The following is a 19,458-nucleotide window of genomic DNA, read 5'->3' as shown; positions in this document are numbered from 1 at the left end:
GCGAAGTCTATCAAAAGAAAATATTGTTTCGAAAATGTTTATATTATGTACTAGAATGTGACAAACTTAATATTTTTGCTACTTTATATAGATGTGTTTTGCAATGTTTTGAGATAAAATTGGAATAACAACCATATAAAGCAATGTTTGGAGCAAAAACTATGACAAATCCTCGAAAAAAAATAATCTTGAATGAGATTTTGTTTTGGAAGCAAAATAAGCTATTACCAGAACAATACTGTGACTTTTTAGCGGCTCTTTATGCCGAGGGGGCAGATATAGAGGAATTAGAACCCGTACATCATAAACAAGCTATATTGCCTTCAGAAAAGAGAAGGCTGCTATTTATAATTGCAGGTATATGTATTGCGATGATTGCTCTGCTAACTATTTATTTTACAATAACCTCCTACATGATCATTTTAACGGTTGTCGTTGGAATAGCTGCTTTAGTATTATTTCTGACGGCATTTCGAATGGCACGAAAAAATGATTTATTAGCGCCTGTTTTCCATTTGTTGGCCGCTGTTTTATTGTTTAGTATGTCTATTCGAATTTACACTACATATTTTAACGGAAATAATATTGCATTGTTTTGCTTGATTGCAGCGAACTGTGGGGTTTGGCTTTGGTCAGGTTTTAAAATGAAGCTACTTTATTTCACGGTATCAGGTGTCCTAGGGTTACTAGCACTGATTAGCTATTATATCATAAACTTATTATAAGAACTTATTTTGTAAATTAGTTCGCTGACAAATGACAAGAATCTGTTTGCTTTCGATAGCTTACGGATTCTTTTTTGCATCAAAATGTGATCTCGAAATTTATCCCATGTAAATTGCTGACGACTAAAAACAATAATCTGAGTATTGAGCCATAGCAATAAGTCCTATTATCATGGCTAATCACCATAACGTATGGTTGATTTCCGTTCCGGCTGGGCGCTTTCCTGGGGGCGTCCGATGAGCCGCTTGGGGCAACAGGATGTTGGTCACGAAGGCGTTATCACAGGACGTGATGGTTTTAGCCTTCGTTCCCCTATGTGCTCGCTGCAGGGTCTCGGGCTAACACGATGTTGGTCACGAAGGCGTTATCACAGGATGTGATGGTTTTAGCCTTTGTTCCCCTATCGCTGATCCCCGAGGAGTCGCCCAACCTCCACTCCAATCAACTTATATATGGCATACTTTAAAATAATAAAAATCATCCACAACTTTTGGTAATGAACTATTAATATTCTATATTTTCCAATATCAGAAATACAAATTTTCTAATAGCAAATATCAATAAGTTATTTTGATTTTCTTGGTATATGATGCGAAAAGAGAGGAAAGATAACAACATGTAATGAAGCAAAAGTTTAATGCTAAATAGAGTATAGATAGTCCAAATATTGGTGATTTCAAGACATATTTTATCCAATAGATACAGAAATGTCGAATTTGTTACAAACAAAGGAAAACTTAGCGAATGGTCTTTTCGTTTCATGGTTAATGAAGTACAATATTAGATGTTGACTGATTCTATATTATAATAGAAGTAGATTTACAATGAGGAGGGGAAACATATGAAAAACAATCCAGTCGTTCCTTACATCTTAATTCTTGCATTTGGTATTGGTCTTATTTTCTTCATGTCTTTAACAGGTGCAGAGAACAAAAAAGAGATTGCTGCTGAAAAAGAGGGCGGTGGCGAAAAGACAGAAGCTACTGATGACGGCTCAGCTTTAGTACAATCTTGTATCGGCTGTCACGCTGCTGACTTAACTGGTTCTGTAGGTCCAAACTTACATGGCTTAGATGAGGCTCGTATCGTTGAAGTCTTAACTAAGGGTATCGAAGGAACTCCAATGCAACCTGGAATGAAAACTGAAGCGGAAGCAAAAGAAATCGCTAAGTACATTTCAACTCTAAAATAGTTTAAAGATGTAGCTGCACTGAAAGCGTTTAATCGTAATTGGTGCAGCTACAATTTATTTATCTTCAGTAAAATGGAGTTGCTCAAAATTTTTGAGACAACTCCATTTGTTTTTTTTCTCGACATCATACATACTAAGAATGGACACTATTGAAGACAGGCGGTAAAAAAATGAATGCACAAAAATTATCAAAACGATTAGAAACAGTAGCAAGCTTTGTTCCCTCAGGCGCGGTTGTAGCTGATATTGGGAGCGACCATGCATATTTACCATGCTACTTAATTCATAAAGGTATTGCTTCTTATGCAGTAGCAGGGGAAGTAGTGAAAGGGCCATTTGAATCAGCAGTTGGACAAGTGCAAAAAGAAGGCTTAACAGAAAAAATTACAGTACGACTTGTGAGTGGTTTAGCGGCAGTGGAAGAAGCGGACCATGTTGATACCGTAACTATTGCTGGAATGGGCGGGCCTCTGATTGTCTCCATTTTAGAGAAGCATCCTGAGAAATTAAATGGGGTAACAAGGCTTATTTTGCAGCCAAATATTCATGCTAAAGTGATTCGCGAATGGGCATTAGCACATAATTGGGCAATCCAGGACGAAGAGATTTTAGAGGAAGACGAAAAAATTTATGAAATTCTTGTATTGCAAAGAAGCTCAATGACGTTAACGGAACCGGAAATTTTATTTGGTCCAAGATTAATGCAACGAAAATCACCAGCATTTATTAAAAAATGGTCGCGTGAAAAAGAAAATTGGCAACGTGTATTACAGTCTATTGAAGGGGCAGATCAAACACCTGAAATTGAAGAAAAACGTGCAGAGTTAGTGGCTCTACTCAATTTAGTGGAAGGGGTTCTGTGAGATGAAAACAGTAAACGGTCAGGAAATTATCCAATTGTTCGAATCATGGTCGCCTAAAAAGCTAGCCTGTATGGAAAATGACCCAATTGGTCTTGCGATTGGCACATTAAACAAACCTGTAAGTAAAGTATTAGTCACGTTAGATGTGAATGAAGCAGTAGCGGATGAGGCTATTGCTCAAGGATGCGAACTAATAATTGCGCATCACCCACCGATTTTCAGACGACTTTCGAATATTCGTACTGACAATCCAGCTGGGCGTTTATATGAAAAGCTTATTAAAAATGATATTGCTGTTTATGCAGCACATACGAATTTAGATGTGGCTGAAGGTGGTGTCAACGATTTACTAGCAGATGCGCTACAGCTTGAAAACCGTTTTATTCTAGAAGAAACTTATGCGGAAATTATGTTGAAGTTGGTAGTTTTTATACCGACTACAAATGCCACTGATTTACGTGAAGCATTAGCAAAGGCAGGAGCGGGCCGTATTGGAGATTATGAAGCGTGTAGCTATACGACAATGGGAGAAGGGCGTTTCCGTGCATTAGAAGGTGCAAATCCACATGTAGGTTCTATTGGTGAATTACACGTTGAAGAAGAAGTGAAGGTAGAAGTAGTATTTCCGGAACCCGTAAAAAATCGTGTGTTAAAGGCAATGTTAAACGCACATCCATATGAAGAACCTGCCTATGATCTCATTCGTCTAGACCAGCAAACAAATGTTATGGGCTTAGGACGAGTTGGTTATTTACCACAAGAAATGACTCTTCATGAATTCACGCAATTTGTCAAGAAACAGCTAGACGTACCCGCTGTAAGAGTTGTTGGCGATTTACAGTCGAAGGTTAAAAAAGTTGCGCTTGTCGGTGGCGACGGCAATAAATATATCTATTCTGCGAAACGTGCTGGAGCAGATGTATTTTTAACAGGAGATATGTATTTCCATACTGCCCAGGACGCTCAAGCAATTGGTTTGCAAATCGTAGATCCAGGTCATCATGTAGAGAAGGTGATGATTGCCGGAGTAGCTAAAAAAATGGCAAGAATGTGTGAGGATAAAAAATATTCTGTTGAATTTGTACAATCTACAGTTCATACAGAACCGTTTTTATTCGTGTAAGAGAGGGGAATATCTGTGAAGAATGAAAGACCTGCTGGCAATAAAGCCGGCAAGTTATGGATTATGATTGGTTTACTAATTGCTGTGTTTGGGGTAGGCATGACATTTATGACGAATACAATGAATGCCAAAAAAATTGATGCTATGACCGAGCAATGTGAAAAAGATGGTGGAGAGGCCATCGTCTCTAAAGAAAAGAAGTTTCTATCAACAAACTATTCATTTAAATGTAACCAGTAATAATAACAAGGCTGAATTATAGAATTTGATATAATTCAGCCTTTTCATGTTGTTGAAAAAATATTGCGTCAAAGAAATTAATGTGTCCTATTATATAAAATATGGCTTTTCGGCAAAACTAGGGGCTGCTTTCCTTGGGGCGTCCGATGAGCCGCCCAGCCTCCACTTTTAACAAAATGACTCCAACTTTTAGTTTTATCGAAACACTTTCAGAAATTATCGCCCAACTTTCACGTTTTATTGCCCAACTTTTAAATTTTATCGCCCAACTTTCACGTTTTATCACCTAACTTTTAAATTTTATCGACATCCACCTTCCGAAGAGCGAAAAGGATTCATACACAAAACTTTGCGTGAATCCTTTTTTATGTTGCCCAGCCTCGACTTCGTTTAGTAAGTATCTTTTAGCATTTCACTTTTTAATTCATAGTGATAGTATGCAAAATATTTGCGCAGTAGATGTACAATAATATTACCTATTCTGTTTAATTATGTTAATTGGCCATAGCGTTCATTCTTAATTGCACAAATTAAAAGTACTACGCTATCATTGATTGGAGTGGAAGGCTACTCGACTCCCGTGGGAAAGCGAGACAGGCGAGACCCTGCACGGAGCTTAAGCGGAGGAAGCGGCTCGACGCTCGCCCACAGGAAAGCGAGTAGCCTGGAACGGAAATCACCCTCACTGCAAGTGCCATAACATTCACCAAATTATTTTTGTGCATTTTGTTTTTCAACTCTATACAAAGGCTATAGTTAATATAATTCAGTCTTTTTGTATATGCATGGATTAATTTTAGAGTGTTATGATAGGTGAGTATAAATTGTAGTGAGGGGAGCATTTTTTAATGTTTATTCGTTTAACAAAAGAACAACAGGAAACAATAATAGCTGATATTCAACGATTTTTCTACAATAATCGAGATGAGGATATTTCAGAATTTGAAGCAGAAAGAGTATTTGATTTTATAAAGGAAAATATTGCTCCACATATTTATAATGCAGCTATATCGGATACAAAATATGTTGTAGAAAGACAATATGCATCGATTGAGGATGAACTTGCGGCATTAGAAAGACCTATTAAAATAAAATAATCAAATAATTGGAAATTTTCATAAATATATGATACTTTTATCTTGGATTGAAGATAATTTAATTCGAAGTAAAAAACAATGGTTTCATTAACCATCTTTGTATTGAATAAAGAAACGCATTCCTGTACAACATGGCTAAGAGAACCGTTTTTAGTTCAAATGAATGATTCGGTCACAATTTGAGGGATGAATGAAGGAGGAATATTATGTTGAAAATTGGGGTTATTTTAGGGAGTACGCGTGAAGGTCGTTTAAGTCCACAAGTGGGCGAATGGGTTAAGGGAGTAGCTGGAAAACGTGGTGATGCAGAGTATGAAATTATTGATATCGCGGATTTTAAATTACCACTTCTAGGCGAGCCTGGTGGAGATGCTTCAGGAGTAGCTACATGGTCACAAAAAGTCGCTGCATGTGATGGTTTTGTTTTTATCGTTGCAGAATATAACCATTCCATTACGGGTGCACTAAAAAATGCATTAGACTACTTACGCGTGGAATGGAATAATAAGGCCGCAGGTATTGTTTCTTACGGCTCTGTTGGTGGTGCAAGAGCAGCTGAACATTTGCGCGGAATTCTTGGTGAATTATTAGTAGCGGATGTTCGCGTACATCCTGCTTTATCTTTATTTACAGATTTCGAAAATGGTACAGTATTTAAACCAAAGGAAATGCAAGTAGATTCAGTAAATCAAATGCTTGATCAACTTATCCCTTGGGCAACAGCATTAAAAACAATTCGATAAAAGCTTAAGCAATATGTACAGTAAGGAGTGCATATTGCTTTTTTTATTTGGCTCTGCTTTATTGGATTATTGTGTAAATACGCAGGTTTTCAAGTGGCAAATACATAAAAATCTACCTTTATAACGTTTCAATCTTTTGAAAAATCTCTTTGTAAAGGATATCTAACTCTTTTTCACCTTTTAAATAGAAGTACCAAGCATCTTCGCGATTTGCATCGATATTAGATAAATAAATTGTCGTATGAGAACCATTATTTAATGCTTCCCAATGAGCTGATTCATAGGTAAGCCCTTCGTTTGTAAATGGCAAATTACGTTTTGTTGAATCAAAAAAAATAAAAGGTATTTTAGAATTTTTATAAACTTTAACAAATTTATCATCTGATGCTTCTTCAAACATCACTGGTGTTATCATTACAGCATCAAAATTTGTTGAAATAGTCAATGTATCTTCACTAAATTCATCTAATGAAATTGGTTCGAAATGAATTTTTTCGTTATGTAATTCAGGAATATCACCAACTACAGCAATTTTTAAAGGTGCTCCATCATATTTAACTTCATCATTTGAACATGCAACCAATAATAACAAAATTAATATGAATAAAATTTTCTTCAAATTGATTCCCCATTTTTTTAGTAATACTGTTCTTATATTATATATTATCATTCTACAAATATTCCCAAAAAATTTGTTGTGCTATCATTTTTCTTAATGGTATCGTTGCGTTTGTTTCGTTTTTTATGTCGATGCATGATTGATTAGGTATTTTTATGGTAGTTTAGCGTTGCTAAATGCTTCTGTGCTAATCCTTTTTATAAAAGGGGATATTTTAGAATCACTTCATCATTTTAAGAATAATGGAACTTTTCTGTATGGAATTCGTATCCATTAATGCAAGTGAATTGGATATTAAAGAAAAAGGATTGGAGTCTAGTGTGACACAAAAACAAACTAAGAATGCCAAAACTTAAATAAAGGAAGGAAAAGTATATGAAAATGGTTACTGTCCATCATTATGATGCGTTTAGCACGATCCCTAATATGGGGAATCCAGCAGGTGTTGTCGTTGAGGGAGATCAGTATAGTGAAATAGAAATGCAGGCTATTGCTAAGCAAGTAGGCTTTAACTTCTTTAGCGGGTGTTTGGACACCCGCTAAAAGAAGTTAAAGCCTCCGGCGGATGTCACGGAATCGGAAAGGATTTCAATATAGGATGTTAGCCTAAAAACATCGCATCCATGCGATAACGGCTAACTGACCTGCATCACGCAGGCCTAAGCACAAAGCCGATTCCGGACGCAATTATGCCGAGGCATAATTGATTGAAACTGCCTTTGCGCTAAAATCGGATAAAGCAGATTTACGTATACGTTATTTCACACCAGGGCATGAGATGAATTTATGTGGACATGCAACAATGGCAACGATATATGCACTAAAAACAAAAGGTTTACTAGAAGATAAATCAAAACTAACTATTGAAACGGAGGCAGGAATTCTCACAATTGAGATAAAAGAACAAAAAGCAGGACGAATTTACATCACCATGCAACATGCAACACCTCAGTTTGAAGCCTTTAACGGTTCAAGATCTAAACTTGCCCAATCAATTGGACTAACAGAGGAAGCAATACATCCTGAATTACCGATAGTTTATGGAAGCACAGGAATTTGGACATTGCTAATCCCTATTAAAAATTTATCATACTTTGACAAAATGACGCCGCAATCTGTAGATTTTCCAGCTATTCTAGAAGAAATGCCAAAAGCATCCTTGCATCCTTTTTGTTTAGAGGCAATTGATAGGAATGTTGATATGCACGCAAGACACTTTTCATCACCTTATTCTGGAACAATTGAAGATATAACTACAGGTACTGCCTCTGGTGTTATGGGAGCATATTTTGCAAATTATATCGATCGGGAAGCCCAATTGCCAAAAACACTTACTGTAGAACAGGGTCAGGAACTTGGGAAGGATGGGCGTGTACATGTACATGTAAAAAAAGATGCGGGGAAATTGAATATTTCGATTACAGGAACGGCTGTACATTTGAGGGAAATACAAGTGCATATTTAAAAAGGTGCCGCTTATAGTATTTTTATTGCTGAGGAAGCGGCCCTTTTTGATATGCATCCATGCCATTAATGTTTTATTTGTTCAATGACTTTTTCTTTTAAATCTGCATCCATAGAGGAAAGTTTAACGTTATTAGTGAGACGTTCTTTTAATTCCCTATCTGTCATAATACCGCGTTCCTCTAGAATTTGAACAAGTAGATCTAGCGTCATTAAATTTTTAATGTCTGCAGCTTTTGTATCCATTTTGAATGCCTCCGAAAGTATAGTATTTCTACCTATTTAGTGTACTCCTTTTTTAGAAGGACGGCATAAAATGGTCAAAACAAAGCGAATTTATTTCGTGTTCCGGAATATATTGAATGATTCTAGCAGTAGTGGAAGACATATAATCACTAGCTTTTATGAATCATATCAATCGACATTTAAGAGGCTTCGAAGTCATACATCATACTTGTTGAATAGTCATTGAAATCTAATATGTAGAATAAAGATTACTTAATAATCCTGTGAGGATAAGCAGAATTTCTTCTTATTCCACTATAGTCAATAGTTGATTAATAATTTGAAATATAGTATGTAATTTTTGGTATAATTACATATAACTATATATATTAAGGAGTGATTATATGAAAAAACTACTTATAGTAACAAGTTATTTAGGCTTTTTTATATTAGGAGGCTTAACCTTTACTTACTTCTCAACAACGGAAGCAGCGAGCAATATGAAAAAGATTAGCGTATTTCAAGATACAATCAATTACTATGTAGATAAGGTTGGAAAAAAACCACCAGAGGGTCAATCTGGCTTTATTTATGAAGGTACTACTTATGTTCCAATGCGTTTTATTGCTGAATCTTTAGGGAAAAAAGTGACATGGGATGGAAAATCAAAATCCGTTTATATTGGTGATGTTCCAAAATTCATCTCTTTAAAAGATGTAAAACCGATTGGGAGTGATGAAGACCACTTCTTCCATAACCCAAGCTCTATTGTGATTAGTACTGGAGAGAAGTTTGAACAATCCTATCAACTTGGTGGATATCATGGTGGAGGGGCTGTACAAGATCATACAGTTGAATACTTAGCTAATGGAAAGTACAAAGGGTTTGAAACGTATTTAGCACCAGTTAAAAAGTTAGTGGCAGGTTCTTTCGGCATAGGTTCTATGAAAATTTACGCAGATAATAAATTGATTTATGATAGTGGATCGATAAAAGACAAGGTAAAGGTTAATGTTAATTTAGAAGGTGCTTCAAAAGTGAAGTTTGAAATGGAAGGCAGTGGTTTAGGTATATTAAATCCTAAATTTATTCAATAATTTAACAAAGTAAATATAGAAGAATCTGAAACTTAAAAGAAGTTTTTATAAGGGAGTTCCTTTATACGATTGAACTTTTTTCAAAAACAGATTCTTCTTTTCTCGCAAATCAAGTTATATCGAAACTTCATTTCAACCCAACAAGACAGTGACCTTTTCCCCAACATTTATTGTAGTAAAGTGCGAGCCTACTAATTACTCATTGAGAATAAAGCCTGATACAGAGTTGCTAGCAAAGCAACAAAGAGCGTATCGTCAGAGTTAAAAAGTTTAAAAGATATTCCAGTACGCACAAGTTCAGTTTCTATAGTACTAGCGCTTGCGATCTTTTCATCATTACAATATAAATAGGCGGTTGAAGTAAAATCCTTTTCAAAGCGAAAAGCGAGTCCATCCAATGAAAAGGAGTAGGAGGATTCAAGTAATTGAACCGTCTTCCGTTTTATTTGTAAAATGGATCCATCTGGCATAATAAGTTGATGACTAACACCCTTTGTTAAAGGTGTAAATTGCACTTGAAAAAGTGGTGCCCCTAAAGTAGTGCATGTTTCATAGCGATGTGGCAATGTTTGTTGTGCAGCAACGAGCATGACAGCGTTGATTACTTTTCCAACGGATGAACGTTCAACCTTTTGTAGCACACAAACCGTCTCATTTTGCTCATTCACAATAGGGATATTTGCAAAGCTTTCGAAAGCTTTTGGGTAGGTAAGGGTAAATGTAGTCATAAAAAAGCCTCCAATCTACTTACTATACGGGGAAGCTTAACGCCAGGTTTCACCTTTAACAAAATTTTGATAAACAGTGAGGGCGTTGAATCACAAAAAAAATTCGTAAAATACATAGTAATTGAATAGGAATCAATAAGATATAACAATAAAAAAGGCTGACCGAACATGTGAAATTCTCACGTCCGGTCAGCCTTCATTTTTATGATTGAGTTGTGACTTCTCCTGCAAGAGCACGTTTTTCTTGTTCTGGATCGAATTCTTTTTCCATTTTTGAAACGACAACAGTTGCTACACCGTTACCAATTAAGTTTGTCACGGCGCGAGCCTCTGACATAAAGCGGTCGACCCCGATTAAAAGTGCAATCCCTTCTACTGGAATCATAGGGAATGCTGCTAATGTTGCTGCGAGCGTAATAAAGCCTGAGCCTGTTACACCGGCTGCACCTTTAGATGTTAGCATTAAAATAGCAAGCAATGTAATTTGATGCCAAACATCTAAATCAACTCCATAAGCCTGTGCGATAAAAATAGCTGCCATGGATAAGTAAATGGACGTACCATCAAGGTTAAAGGAGTACCCCGTTGGAATGACAAGACCAACGACTTGTTTCGAGCATCCATAGTTTTCTAATTTGCGCATCATCGAAGGCAGTGCAGATTCTGATGATGATGTCCCAATAACGATAAAAATTTCATCTTTAATATATTTAATAAACTTAAAAATACTAAACCCGAAGTAACGTGAAATAAGACCTATGATCACTACGATAAAAATAAACATTGTAATATACACGGATAACATTAAAAATCCTAAGTTTCCAAGTGATTTAAGACCGAAGTTTCCGATTGTGTAGCTCATAGCGCCAAATGCACCAATCGGGGAAACCTTCATGACCATATTAACAATTTTAAAGAAGATATCTGCTACTCGTTCGAAAAATGTAATAACTGGTTTAGCTGGTTCACCAATAGCAGCAGCAGCTATGCCGAATAAAACAGCTGAGAATAAAACAGGTAATAACTCTCCATTTGCAAGTGCGCCGACAACATTATCAGGTATAATTTGCATAATAAATGCATCAATACCATGTTCTGTAGCTGCTGCCGCCTCTGTATATTGAGAAACATCTGCACCGTTGGCAGCTGCAGTATTAAATCCTTTACCAGGTTGTACAATATTGACAACGATTAAGCCGATCGCTAGTGCGAAAGTAGAGACAATCTCAAAATAAATTAATGCTTTCCCGCCAATTTTACCAACTTTTTTTACATCGCCCATACTACCAATTCCAATAACAACTGTTAAGAAAATGATAGGAGCTATTAACATCTTAATTAATTTAATAAAAATATCTGCTAATATTTTCAACTGCGCTCCGAACTCTGGAAACGTAGCACCTACAATAATACCTAGCACAATGGCAATCAGTACTTGTACAGTTAAGTTTTTAAAATTTATATGCATAAAGTTCTCCCCTTACACTACTTATGAATATTATGTGAACGCTTTCATGTGGTTATCATAGCTGAAATTTTCCGACAATAGCTTTTATGACCGTAATGTTTCTATTGTTCATTTTGTTCATTTTTAGTTAGGGAGTCGATAAAATTAGTGATAGTAAGGGTTTGAAGCTGTTTTATAGTAGTTTTGTAATTTTAGAATCTATTATAATACAAAAGAAAAAAATCCCCACGTAAGTGAGGATTTCATCATTAATGAACAAAAGTATTCCCGCATTAAACGGGCAGTGAAGAAAACGCTTCTGAATCAAGTATGCCTCGGCATACAGAAGTTAAAGTTTTACTCTAAGGGGAAACAATTTTTTCAATTTCCGATAAAGCATCGTTATTTTGTACATTGTTTCTATAAAAATCATAGACAGGTGCTAGTTTTTCTTTAAAGCGTTGCCGTTCCTTATCGCTCATCGTATAAATCTCAAAGTTATCTTGCTGCTCAAGTTTTTGCAAATCTTCTTCGTTCATTTCTATAGCCTGTTCAAATTGCCAGTCTGTTGTTTCTTTCATAGCCTCCATAATTTGTTTTTGAATTTTCGGAGGTAGAGATTCCCAAAACTTATCATTAATTAAAACAGCGTATCCTAAAATGCCATGCTTAGTTAAGGTCATATGCTTCTGCACTTTATAGAAACCTTTAGAATAAATATTTGATGCTGTGTTTTCCTGCGCATCAATGGTATTTGATTCTAAATCAGTAAAAACCTCACTAAAGGAAATTGGAATTGGTGTAGCCCCAACAGCCTCGAATTGCTTTTCAAGAGTTTTACTTGGCATTGTACGGACTCGTAAGCCTTTTAAGTCTTCAAATGTATGAATCGGGTGATTGACAGAGGTTAAATGTTTAAAGCCATTATGCCAAAAGCCCAGTCCTTTTATATGAAAAGGTTCAAGCTCATTTAACAACTGTTCACCAATCGAACCTGTAAGAACTTTGTGGACTTCATCATCCGTATTAAAAAGGTAAGGTAAATCAAGAACCTGCCAATTTGGTACATAGGATGTCATCTTTGAAAAAGTAGGGATAATCATTTCTACTTCTCCATTTTGCAAAGCCTGAAACTCATTTTCATCATTAAACAAGGAAGAGTTTGGGTAGACGTGTACCTTCACTTCACCATTTGTTTTTTTCTCAACAAGCTCGGCGAATTTACTTGCCGCTTGTCCTTTTGGAGTATTCTCAGCTACCACATGACTTAAATGAATTGTAATTTGTGTATCCAAGCCTTTTTGCTCATCGTCATAAGGAAGAGGCTTGGAGAATAGTAAGCCTTGTTGAACACCAATCGCTATCGTTAATAGTAAAACGGTTACTATTGTTCCAATAATAAATTTTTTCATCTATTACACCCAATTTTTTCGTATTTTCTGATGTTTTTGTTATTCTAACATATGGAGTAAGCTAAAATATAGTAAGAGGGAGGCGGACATCTTGAAATTTCAAAAATTATCGATGAAGAGAAAAATTATGTCTTTGACTTTTTTTATTCTCATGCTCTCTTTTAGTATAGGTGGTACATTTTTGCTAGGGTATGTCATGAATGAACAAAAGGACAAGCTTGGAAATCAGGCTGTACTCGTGGCAAAAACCGTATCACAGCTTCCTGAGCTGAAAACGTACATTGCAAATAATAATTTTAATGAGGCTACGAAACACATTAATCCTGTAGTGGAAGAAATACGTGATATAAATGGTGCAGAATATATTGTTGTCCTTGATATGCAAAGGCGCAAGTACTCACATCCAAATGCAGAAGAGATTGGGCAAGTCTCGCAATCAGGTGATCTAAACGCAGCGTTCTCTGAGCATTATTATACATCCATCGCACATGGTAAACATGGAGATATGCTACGGGCATTCGTTCCGATTATGAGTAAGGAAGGAAGACAAATAGGTGTAGTAGTAGCAGGCTATAGTGTTTTAACTGTTGCGGAGTTACTACAATCGATTCAAACAGAATTAATGATTACTATTTTATTGTCTCTTTTCTTTAGTGCATGGGGGGCTCATACGTTAGGCCTTCATATGAAAAAGCAAATGTTTGGGCTTGAGCCTCATGAAATTGCTAAAATGTATGTAGAACGAACAGAAACCTTTAACGCGATGCATGAAGGAATTATTGCTATAGATAATGAATTGACCATCACAATATTTAATGAAAAAGCATCTGAAATATTAGGTGTACATAAACAACCATCAACATTAATTGGGAAGAAAATTTTTGATGTATTACCTGATACACGATTACCGGAAATTTTGGAGCTAGATCAACCTATTTTCAATCGTGAGCTCTATATTAATGATCACAGTATTATGAGTAATCGTATTCCTATACAAGTTAATGGAAAAACGGTTGGCGCTGTAGCTATGTTTAAGGATCGTACAGAAGTGAAAAAGCTTGCAGAGGAATTAACCGGTGTGAAGGCATTTGTACAAGCATTACGCGTACAAACACATGAGCATAAAAATAAATTGCACACAATTGCTGGTCTTTTGCAGCTTGGACATCATAAACAAGCACTATCGTACTTAACGCAAGTAAAAGAAGAACACGATGAAATTACAAACTTTTTAAATGAACGGATTAAAAATGAAAATATTTCAGGGCTATTACTAAGTAAAATTTCCTATGCGAAAGAGCAGGGGATCATACTGGAGATTGACAGAGAAAGCCGTTTGACAACATTTCCTAACAATTTAGACCATCATGATTTCGTTATTTTATTTGGTAACTTAATCGAAAATGCTTTTGATGCACTAAGGGATGTACAAATTACAGAAAAAATGATCCATGTTTCTGTTGATGAAGATGAGGATGTACTGGCAATCTTAGTAACGGATAATGGTATAGGCATGACAAATGAAGTAAAATCACATATTTTTGATAACGGTTATTCAACAAAAGAGAAAAAAGGTCGAGGCATTGGACTTTATTTAATAAAAGAAATTGTACAGAAAGGAAAGGGAGAAATTGAAGTAATAAGTGATGCAAATAAGGGAACAAGTTTTTTAATAACTTTTTACCATACTTAATAGGCGTATCACCAAAGGCTGAGGGTAACATTTGTTTTTTGATTAGAGTAAAGAGACTGGGCGACTACTTGGAGTTCATTTGACGTTCTAGAAAGTGGAAAGTTAAGGATTTAAGTATTTATAGTTGAAGTAGAAGCGAGAAATTCTATGGGAACAATGTGACGCTCTCTTAGATAGCTTCCTTAAGTTAAAAATTTACACATATAGAGATAGAACAGAGTGTATGGAGGGCTAACAGTGACACAAACAAAGGTTTTATTAATAGAGGACGATCCAATGGTGCGAGAAGTTAATCGTCAATTTATCGAAAAGATAGCTGGATTTGAAGTAATTGGACAAGCCTCAAATGGAGTAGAGGGGATTGCTCAAATTCGAAAACTTAAACCAGAATTAGTATTTATGGATATTTTCATGCCAGAACAGGATGGAGTGACCAGCTTACGAAAAATTCGTGAACTTGAATTACCGGTAGATGTAATTACGGTAACCGCTGCTAATGATTTGGAAACTGTCAAACAGGTCCTGCATCTTGGCGTCTTTGATTATATTATGAAACCTTTTTCATTTGAACGAGTGCAAGGCACGCTTGAAAATTATTTACGCTTCAAAAAGCAAATACAAACAGAGCGTGAGTTAACACAGGGCGAGCTCGATCAATTATTCCATTATCATGATGGGCATAATGAGGTTCAGCAAACAAATTTCGTAAGGTCGGAAAAAAGTCTACCTAAGGGTTTTAATCGTGCAACACTTGAGAAGGTTGTGCACTATTTGCAATCTGTAGAAGGGGCATCGGCCGAAGAAGTTGCCAGTGGTATAGGTATTGCACGTGTAACAGCAAGACGATACTTGGATTATTTAGAGAAGCAAGAGGAAATTACGATGGATGTGCATTATGGTGGCATTGGTCGTCCGGTTAACTATTATTTTAGTAAATAAAAAAATCCTGATTGTCAAAACAGACAATCAGGATTTTTCAGTTAGTAAGGCATAATTTTATCAACAGGCTTTGGCGTTTTAATTTTAGGTAGAATTTTATCTAATGTAATTGTACGCTTAATGCTATGTGTTGATTCATCATTTTCATCGAATTGCTCAAGGAATGAAATAACCTCTTTTACAATTGGTGTTGGCGTTGACGCCCCTGCAGTGACAGCGACGGTATTAATTCCTTTTAACCATTCAATTTTTAGTTCAGAAACGTCTGCAACTCGATATGATGGCGTATCTGCTATTTCAACAGACACTTGTGTTAAACGATTTGAGTTATTGGATTTTGGGTCACCAACAACAATAAGTAAATCTGCTACCCCCGCTTGCTGTGCAACTGCCTCTTGACGAACCTGGGTTGCCAAACAAATCTCCTTATGCACCTCAATATGTGGGAATTTCTCTTTTAAACTATCAATTAAATGAGCGACATCCCATTGACTCATCGTCGTTTGATTCGTTACTAGTAATTTATCATTCGTTAAATTTAATGCATCAATATCAGTGGATGATTGCACTAAATGCACATGATCTGGTGCAACGCCAATTGCTCCCTCTGGCTCGGGATGGCCTTTTTTACCGATATAAATAATATCATAGCCAGTTGATGATTTTTCACGAATTAAATCGTGTGTAACTGTTACGTCAGGACATGTAGCATCAATGGATACTAAGCCTTTTCGCTTCGCAATTTCACGAATTTCAGGTGAAACACCATGCGCTGTGAAAATAACAGTGCCAGTTTCAACTTGTTCAATAATTTCTAAACGATTTTCGCCATCTAATGTGATGATGCCATCTGCTTCAAAGGCATCCGTGACATGTTTATTATGCACAATCATACCTAAAATGTAGATAGGTCTTGGTAATGTTTTATCGAGTGCGGCGTTTCGAGCGATGACCATCGCATCAACTACACCGTAGCAATAGCCACGTGGATTAATTTTTAATACTTGCATGGTTGTGACTCCTTTCAAGCTTACCTATCTACATTATAACGGACAGGAAGGGCGAATACAAAGAAACCTCATCTACATAGGCGGCTGGAATATACGGGGCTTAGATGGAAGTGGGTCAGCAGGAGCTAATGATGCATTTTGTCGAGACGCTTTTCGACTTTTAGTAGAACCTGCTCCTCCGCTAGCCGCTGCTTCAGCTGCTACTGCTCCAGCCCCCGCGGCAGCTCCTGCAGCAGGAAGACCTTGAAATCCTTTATACAATTTTAAAAGTGACGGAATATTTTTCACCATTGGCATTGCTTGCTGAATGTAAGGCGTATATGTTTTCGCTGAGTTAAATAAGTTGTTCGCCTGTTGCAGAAATGAACCAATTTTTGAAGGTTCCTGCATGGATGGCATTGGCATTTGTCCTCCAAATGATCCTATTCCACTAGACATTGGAAAGCCACCCGGAATTCGTGGTTGATTTGGGAAGCCTCCAGGCGGGAAAAAGGACTGTGGTGACATCTGTGGAGGCATTTGCATTGGCATTTGCATCGGCATTTGCATAGGCATTTGCATGGGCATTCTCATGCCACCAGGATACATCGGGAACTGTGGTCTAAATACCATAACGATCTCCTTTCAATAGTGATTTAACATTGATGACATACCTGATTATAAATATGATATGCAGATGGGTAAGCTAGCGTTCGACACGCTCAAATAAATAACTAGGGCGATTGTAAATGTGTCTCACTATATCCTGTCAGGTTTTCTTATTTTATATGTAGTCAATAAGTGGTAAAAAATTCTTGAAAACTACACATTTTTTCACTTTTTCGATCGATAAGAAGGGTATAATGTTTTGTTGGTAAATCATTACATTACAAAAAGATGATTTTGAAGTTACTAGACAAAAATAGGGGGTATTCTGTGACAATTAAAGTGAGAAGTATAGTGTCGTTTGGTCTTATCGTCGTATTAGTTTTAGTGATGGGGATTTTTCAGCAACAAAATGCCAAATCCCAACTAGAGCAAGTACATTTGATAAAAGAAAAAACACTTCAAACGACGTTATTAGCAGATGAAATGAAGTTAGCAGTTGTACAGGTTCAGCAGTATTTAACGGATATTAGTGCCACAAGAGCACTCAATAATTTAGATGATGGATTTGAGCAAGCAGAAAAATATAGCAAAATTTTTTATGAAAATTTGGAACAAGTGAAAAAAATGCATCCGGAAGAGCAGGAAAAATTAGATGCGATTAAAGTAGCGTTTGATGAGTATTATAGTTCTGGTCAGAAAATGGCTCATAGTTATATTCAAGGAGGGCCTGAGCTAGGAAATAAAATAATGCTGAAATTTGATACTACATCAGTTGAGATTAATGACAAAGTAGAATTGTTTCAACAAGAAAACATTACAGACACGCAAAATTCTTTAGCACATGTTGAAAAGCTTATTGATGATAATAAGCAGTGGTTCTTATGGATGTTCTGTATTATTTTAATGATTTGTGTAGTAGTTGGGATACTATTTGTACGTTCCATCGTTGTTCCTGTTAATAAGTTAACTTCTGCAGCAAAGGAAATTGCTAAAGGAGACTTATGCCAAAAGGATATCGAAGTTAGAACGAAGGATGAAATGAAAGATTTGGCAGATTCTTTTAATTTGATGAAGTCTAATTTACATTCATTAATACATAGCATGACTGCAAATGTTGAGCATACAACATCAGCAGCTGAAGAGTTAGCAGCAAGTACAGATGAAATTTCAAATTCCTCTCATGATATTGCAAATCTTGTGGAGAAAATGGCGATTAGAGACAACCAAGCGGCGGTTACTGGTCGCGAAAGTTCAATCGCAATGGATGAAACTGCCCAAGGTGTTCAACGTATAGTAGAGGCAACTCAAATGCTTCATTCTAAAGCAGTCGACACTCAATCTATTGCAAATGATGGTGAAAAAACGTTGCATGTCGCAGAAGACCAAATGTCGATTATCCAACAATCTTCTTATGCAACAAATGAACGTATTAAAAAGCTAAGCACACAATCAGCTGAAATCGTTAATATTACGAAAGTAATTACTGAGATTACGGAGCAAACAAATCTTCTAGCACTAAATGCTGCGATTGAAGCGGCTCGTGCAGGAGAGCATGGTAAAGGCTTCGCGGTCGTGGCAGATGAAGTACGCAAATTAGCAGAGGAATCCAAAGCATCTGCCAATCAAATAGTGGATGTAATAGCACTTATTCAGCAAGAAACGAAGGAAGTAGAAAAGGCTGTAAGTGTAACTGTATTGAATGTAGATGAGGGTGTCACATTTATTCAGAATGCCCAGAATGCTTTTGAAGGAATTTTAAAAGCAATTAGTGATATGACATCTCAGATCGAGGATGTGTCTGCTTCTACGCAACAAATTTCTGCAAGTACTGAAGAAATAGCAGCATCGGTCAATGAAATGTCCACTTCTTCCAATTATACTGCACTACAATCTGAAACAATAGCATCGACAATAGAAGAGCAAACTGCGACCATTCAAGAAATTAATGCTGTTGCAAAGGCATTAAGTGAAGAAGCGGTGTCCGTGAAGGAAGAAATGAATAAATTTAAAATTTAAGAGGCGCATCGGCAAAGTGAGTGGTTGATTTCCGTTCCGGCTGGGCGCTTTGTTGTTGCTGTCGCTACGCTTTCGCACAGATAAAACATTTGTTGCTGACGCTTCGCTTTCGCACAGATAAAACATTTGTTGCTGACGCTACGCTTTCGCACAGATAAAACATTTGTTGCTGACGCTTCGCTTTCGCACAGATAAAACATTTGTTGCTGACGCTTCGCTTTCGCACAGATAAAACA

Annotated in this window: 22 protein-coding genes; 14 read left to right on the top strand and 8 right to left on the bottom strand. The window is 36.5% G+C overall.

Going from position 1 to position 19,458, the window contains the following annotated elements:
- Nucleotides 1-161 precede the first annotated feature (161 nt).
- From ACQKN2_RS10855 to ACQKN2_RS10820, 8 genes are all read left to right on the top strand, one after another.
- On the top strand, nt 162-725 hold the full coding sequence (locus ACQKN2_RS10855) for a hypothetical protein (protein WP_427414981.1): 564 nt from the start codon (nt 162-164) through the stop codon (nt 723-725).
- An 842-nt stretch (nt 726-1,567) separates the two neighbouring features.
- Nucleotides 1,568-1,918 carry a cytochrome c gene (locus tag ACQKN2_RS10850; protein ID WP_323647236.1) on the top strand — a complete coding sequence of 117 codons (351 nt, stop codon included), beginning with the start codon at nt 1,568-1,570 and terminating at the stop codon, nt 1,916-1,918.
- 170 nt (nt 1,919-2,088) lie between these two features.
- On the top strand, nt 2,089-2,781 hold the full coding sequence (locus ACQKN2_RS10845) for a tRNA (adenine(22)-N(1))-methyltransferase (RefSeq protein ID WP_427414980.1): 693 nt from the start codon (nt 2,089-2,091) through the stop codon (nt 2,779-2,781).
- A gap of 1 nt (nt 2,782) precedes the next feature.
- Nucleotides 2,783-3,904 (top strand): Nif3-like dinuclear metal center hexameric protein, encoded by a 1,122-nt coding sequence (locus tag ACQKN2_RS10840; protein ID WP_427414979.1) that lies wholly within the window; start codon nt 2,783-2,785, stop codon nt 3,902-3,904.
- Nucleotides 3,905-3,919: 15 nt separating this feature from the next.
- Complete coding sequence (locus tag ACQKN2_RS10835; protein ID WP_427414978.1) at nt 3,920-4,144, top strand: hypothetical protein; 225 nt, start codon at nt 3,920-3,922, stop codon at nt 4,142-4,144.
- Between the two features lie 134 nt (nt 4,145-4,278).
- Nucleotides 4,279-4,434: a hypothetical protein gene (locus ACQKN2_RS10830; RefSeq protein ID WP_427414977.1), complete on the top strand. Its 156-nt coding sequence runs from the start codon at nt 4,279-4,281 to the stop codon at nt 4,432-4,434.
- A gap of 558 nt (nt 4,435-4,992) precedes the next feature.
- Nucleotides 4,993-5,241 carry a DUF2164 domain-containing protein gene (locus ACQKN2_RS10825; RefSeq protein ID WP_323647226.1) on the top strand — a complete coding sequence of 83 codons (249 nt, stop codon included), beginning with the start codon at nt 4,993-4,995 and terminating at the stop codon, nt 5,239-5,241.
- Nucleotides 5,242-5,447: 206 nt separating this feature from the next.
- Nucleotides 5,448-5,984 (top strand): NADPH-dependent FMN reductase, encoded by a 537-nt coding sequence (locus ACQKN2_RS10820; protein WP_427414976.1) that lies wholly within the window; start codon nt 5,448-5,450, stop codon nt 5,982-5,984.
- A 118-nt stretch (nt 5,985-6,102) separates the two neighbouring features.
- On the opposite strand, the gene ACQKN2_RS10815 is transcribed toward ACQKN2_RS10820, so the two are convergent.
- Nucleotides 6,103-6,603: an amino acid oxidase gene (locus ACQKN2_RS10815; RefSeq protein ID WP_427414975.1), complete on the bottom strand. Its 501-nt coding sequence runs from the start codon at nt 6,601-6,603 to the stop codon at nt 6,103-6,105.
- Nucleotides 6,604-6,978: 375 nt separating this feature from the next.
- On the opposite strand from ACQKN2_RS10815, the gene ACQKN2_RS10810 reads away from it, so the two are divergent.
- On the top strand, nt 6,979-7,146 hold the full coding sequence (locus ACQKN2_RS10810; RefSeq protein WP_427414974.1) for a PhzF family phenazine biosynthesis protein: 168 nt from the start codon (nt 6,979-6,981) through the stop codon (nt 7,144-7,146).
- A gap of 160 nt (nt 7,147-7,306) precedes the next feature.
- A complete protein-coding gene (locus ACQKN2_RS10805) occupies nt 7,307-8,068 on the top strand; it encodes a PhzF family phenazine biosynthesis isomerase (protein ID WP_427414973.1) in 762 nt (253 codons plus the stop codon).
- A gap of 65 nt (nt 8,069-8,133) precedes the next feature.
- Here the strand turns inward: ACQKN2_RS10805 and ACQKN2_RS10800 are convergent, their stop codons facing one another.
- Nucleotides 8,134-8,313: a hypothetical protein gene (locus ACQKN2_RS10800; protein WP_427414972.1), complete on the bottom strand. Its 180-nt coding sequence runs from the start codon at nt 8,311-8,313 to the stop codon at nt 8,134-8,136.
- Nucleotides 8,314-8,696: 383 nt separating this feature from the next.
- Between ACQKN2_RS10800 and ACQKN2_RS10795 the strand changes: the two genes are divergently transcribed.
- Entirely contained in the window at nt 8,697-9,389 is a 693-nt protein-coding gene (locus tag ACQKN2_RS10795; protein WP_427414971.1) for a stalk domain-containing protein, read from the top strand.
- 191 nt (nt 9,390-9,580) lie between these two features.
- Here the strand turns inward: ACQKN2_RS10795 and ACQKN2_RS10790 are convergent, their stop codons facing one another.
- The 3 genes from ACQKN2_RS10790 to ACQKN2_RS10780 all read right to left on the bottom strand — a co-directional run bounded on the left by ACQKN2_RS10790 (nt 9,581) and on the right by ACQKN2_RS10780 (nt 12,976).
- The gene (locus tag ACQKN2_RS10790) at nt 9,581-10,117 is read right to left on the bottom strand and encodes a tubby C-terminal domain-like protein (RefSeq protein WP_427414970.1); all 537 of its coding nucleotides are present in this window, start codon (nt 10,115-10,117) and stop codon (nt 9,581-9,583) included.
- Between the two features lie 202 nt (nt 10,118-10,319).
- Nucleotides 10,320-11,585 (bottom strand): dicarboxylate/amino acid:cation symporter, encoded by a 1,266-nt coding sequence (locus ACQKN2_RS10785; protein WP_427414969.1) that lies wholly within the window; start codon nt 11,583-11,585, stop codon nt 10,320-10,322.
- Between the two features lie 341 nt (nt 11,586-11,926).
- The gene (locus ACQKN2_RS10780) at nt 11,927-12,976 is read right to left on the bottom strand and encodes a TRAP transporter substrate-binding protein (protein ID WP_427414968.1); all 1,050 of its coding nucleotides are present in this window, start codon (nt 12,974-12,976) and stop codon (nt 11,927-11,929) included.
- Between the two features lie 112 nt (nt 12,977-13,088).
- Here ACQKN2_RS10780 and ACQKN2_RS10775 point away from each other — a divergent pair, with 112 nt between their 5' ends.
- Both ACQKN2_RS10775 and ACQKN2_RS10770 read left to right on the top strand, forming a co-directional pair.
- Nucleotides 13,089-14,669 (top strand): ATP-binding protein, encoded by a 1,581-nt coding sequence (locus tag ACQKN2_RS10775; RefSeq protein ID WP_427415063.1) that lies wholly within the window; start codon nt 13,089-13,091, stop codon nt 14,667-14,669.
- A 237-nt stretch (nt 14,670-14,906) separates the two neighbouring features.
- The gene (locus ACQKN2_RS10770; RefSeq protein ID WP_427414967.1) at nt 14,907-15,608 is read left to right on the top strand and encodes a response regulator; all 702 of its coding nucleotides are present in this window, start codon (nt 14,907-14,909) and stop codon (nt 15,606-15,608) included.
- A gap of 41 nt (nt 15,609-15,649) precedes the next feature.
- Here ACQKN2_RS10770 and ACQKN2_RS10765 read toward each other — a convergent pair whose 3' ends face one another.
- Complete coding sequence (locus tag ACQKN2_RS10765) at nt 15,650-16,618, bottom strand: 4-hydroxy-3-methylbut-2-enyl diphosphate reductase (RefSeq protein ID WP_427414966.1); 969 nt, start codon at nt 16,616-16,618, stop codon at nt 15,650-15,652.
- Nucleotides 16,619-16,690: 72 nt separating this feature from the next.
- A complete protein-coding gene (vrrA, locus tag ACQKN2_RS10760; RefSeq protein WP_427414965.1) occupies nt 16,691-17,230 on the bottom strand; it encodes a VrrA/YqfQ family protein in 540 nt (179 codons plus the stop codon).
- 303 nt (nt 17,231-17,533) lie between these two features.
- Here vrrA and ACQKN2_RS10755 point away from each other — a divergent pair, with 303 nt between their 5' ends.
- Complete coding sequence (locus ACQKN2_RS10755) at nt 17,534-19,222, top strand: methyl-accepting chemotaxis protein (protein WP_427414964.1); 1,689 nt, start codon at nt 17,534-17,536, stop codon at nt 19,220-19,222.
- Here ACQKN2_RS10755 and ACQKN2_RS10750 read toward each other — a convergent pair.
- On the bottom strand, nt 19,219-19,458 hold a 240-nt coding region (locus ACQKN2_RS10750), incomplete at its 5' end, for a hypothetical protein (RefSeq protein WP_427414963.1). The two genes, ACQKN2_RS10755 and ACQKN2_RS10750, sit on opposite strands and share 4 nt — an antisense overlap.

This window comes from Lysinibacillus sp. NPDC093688, from assembly GCF_050280145.1.
GTDB classification, from domain to species: domain Bacteria; phylum Bacillota; class Bacilli; order Bacillales_A; family Planococcaceae; genus Lysinibacillus; species Lysinibacillus xylanilyticus_B.
The sequence above is the reverse complement of the archived record's forward strand: the minus strand, read 5'-3'. Positions and strand labels throughout refer to the sequence as shown.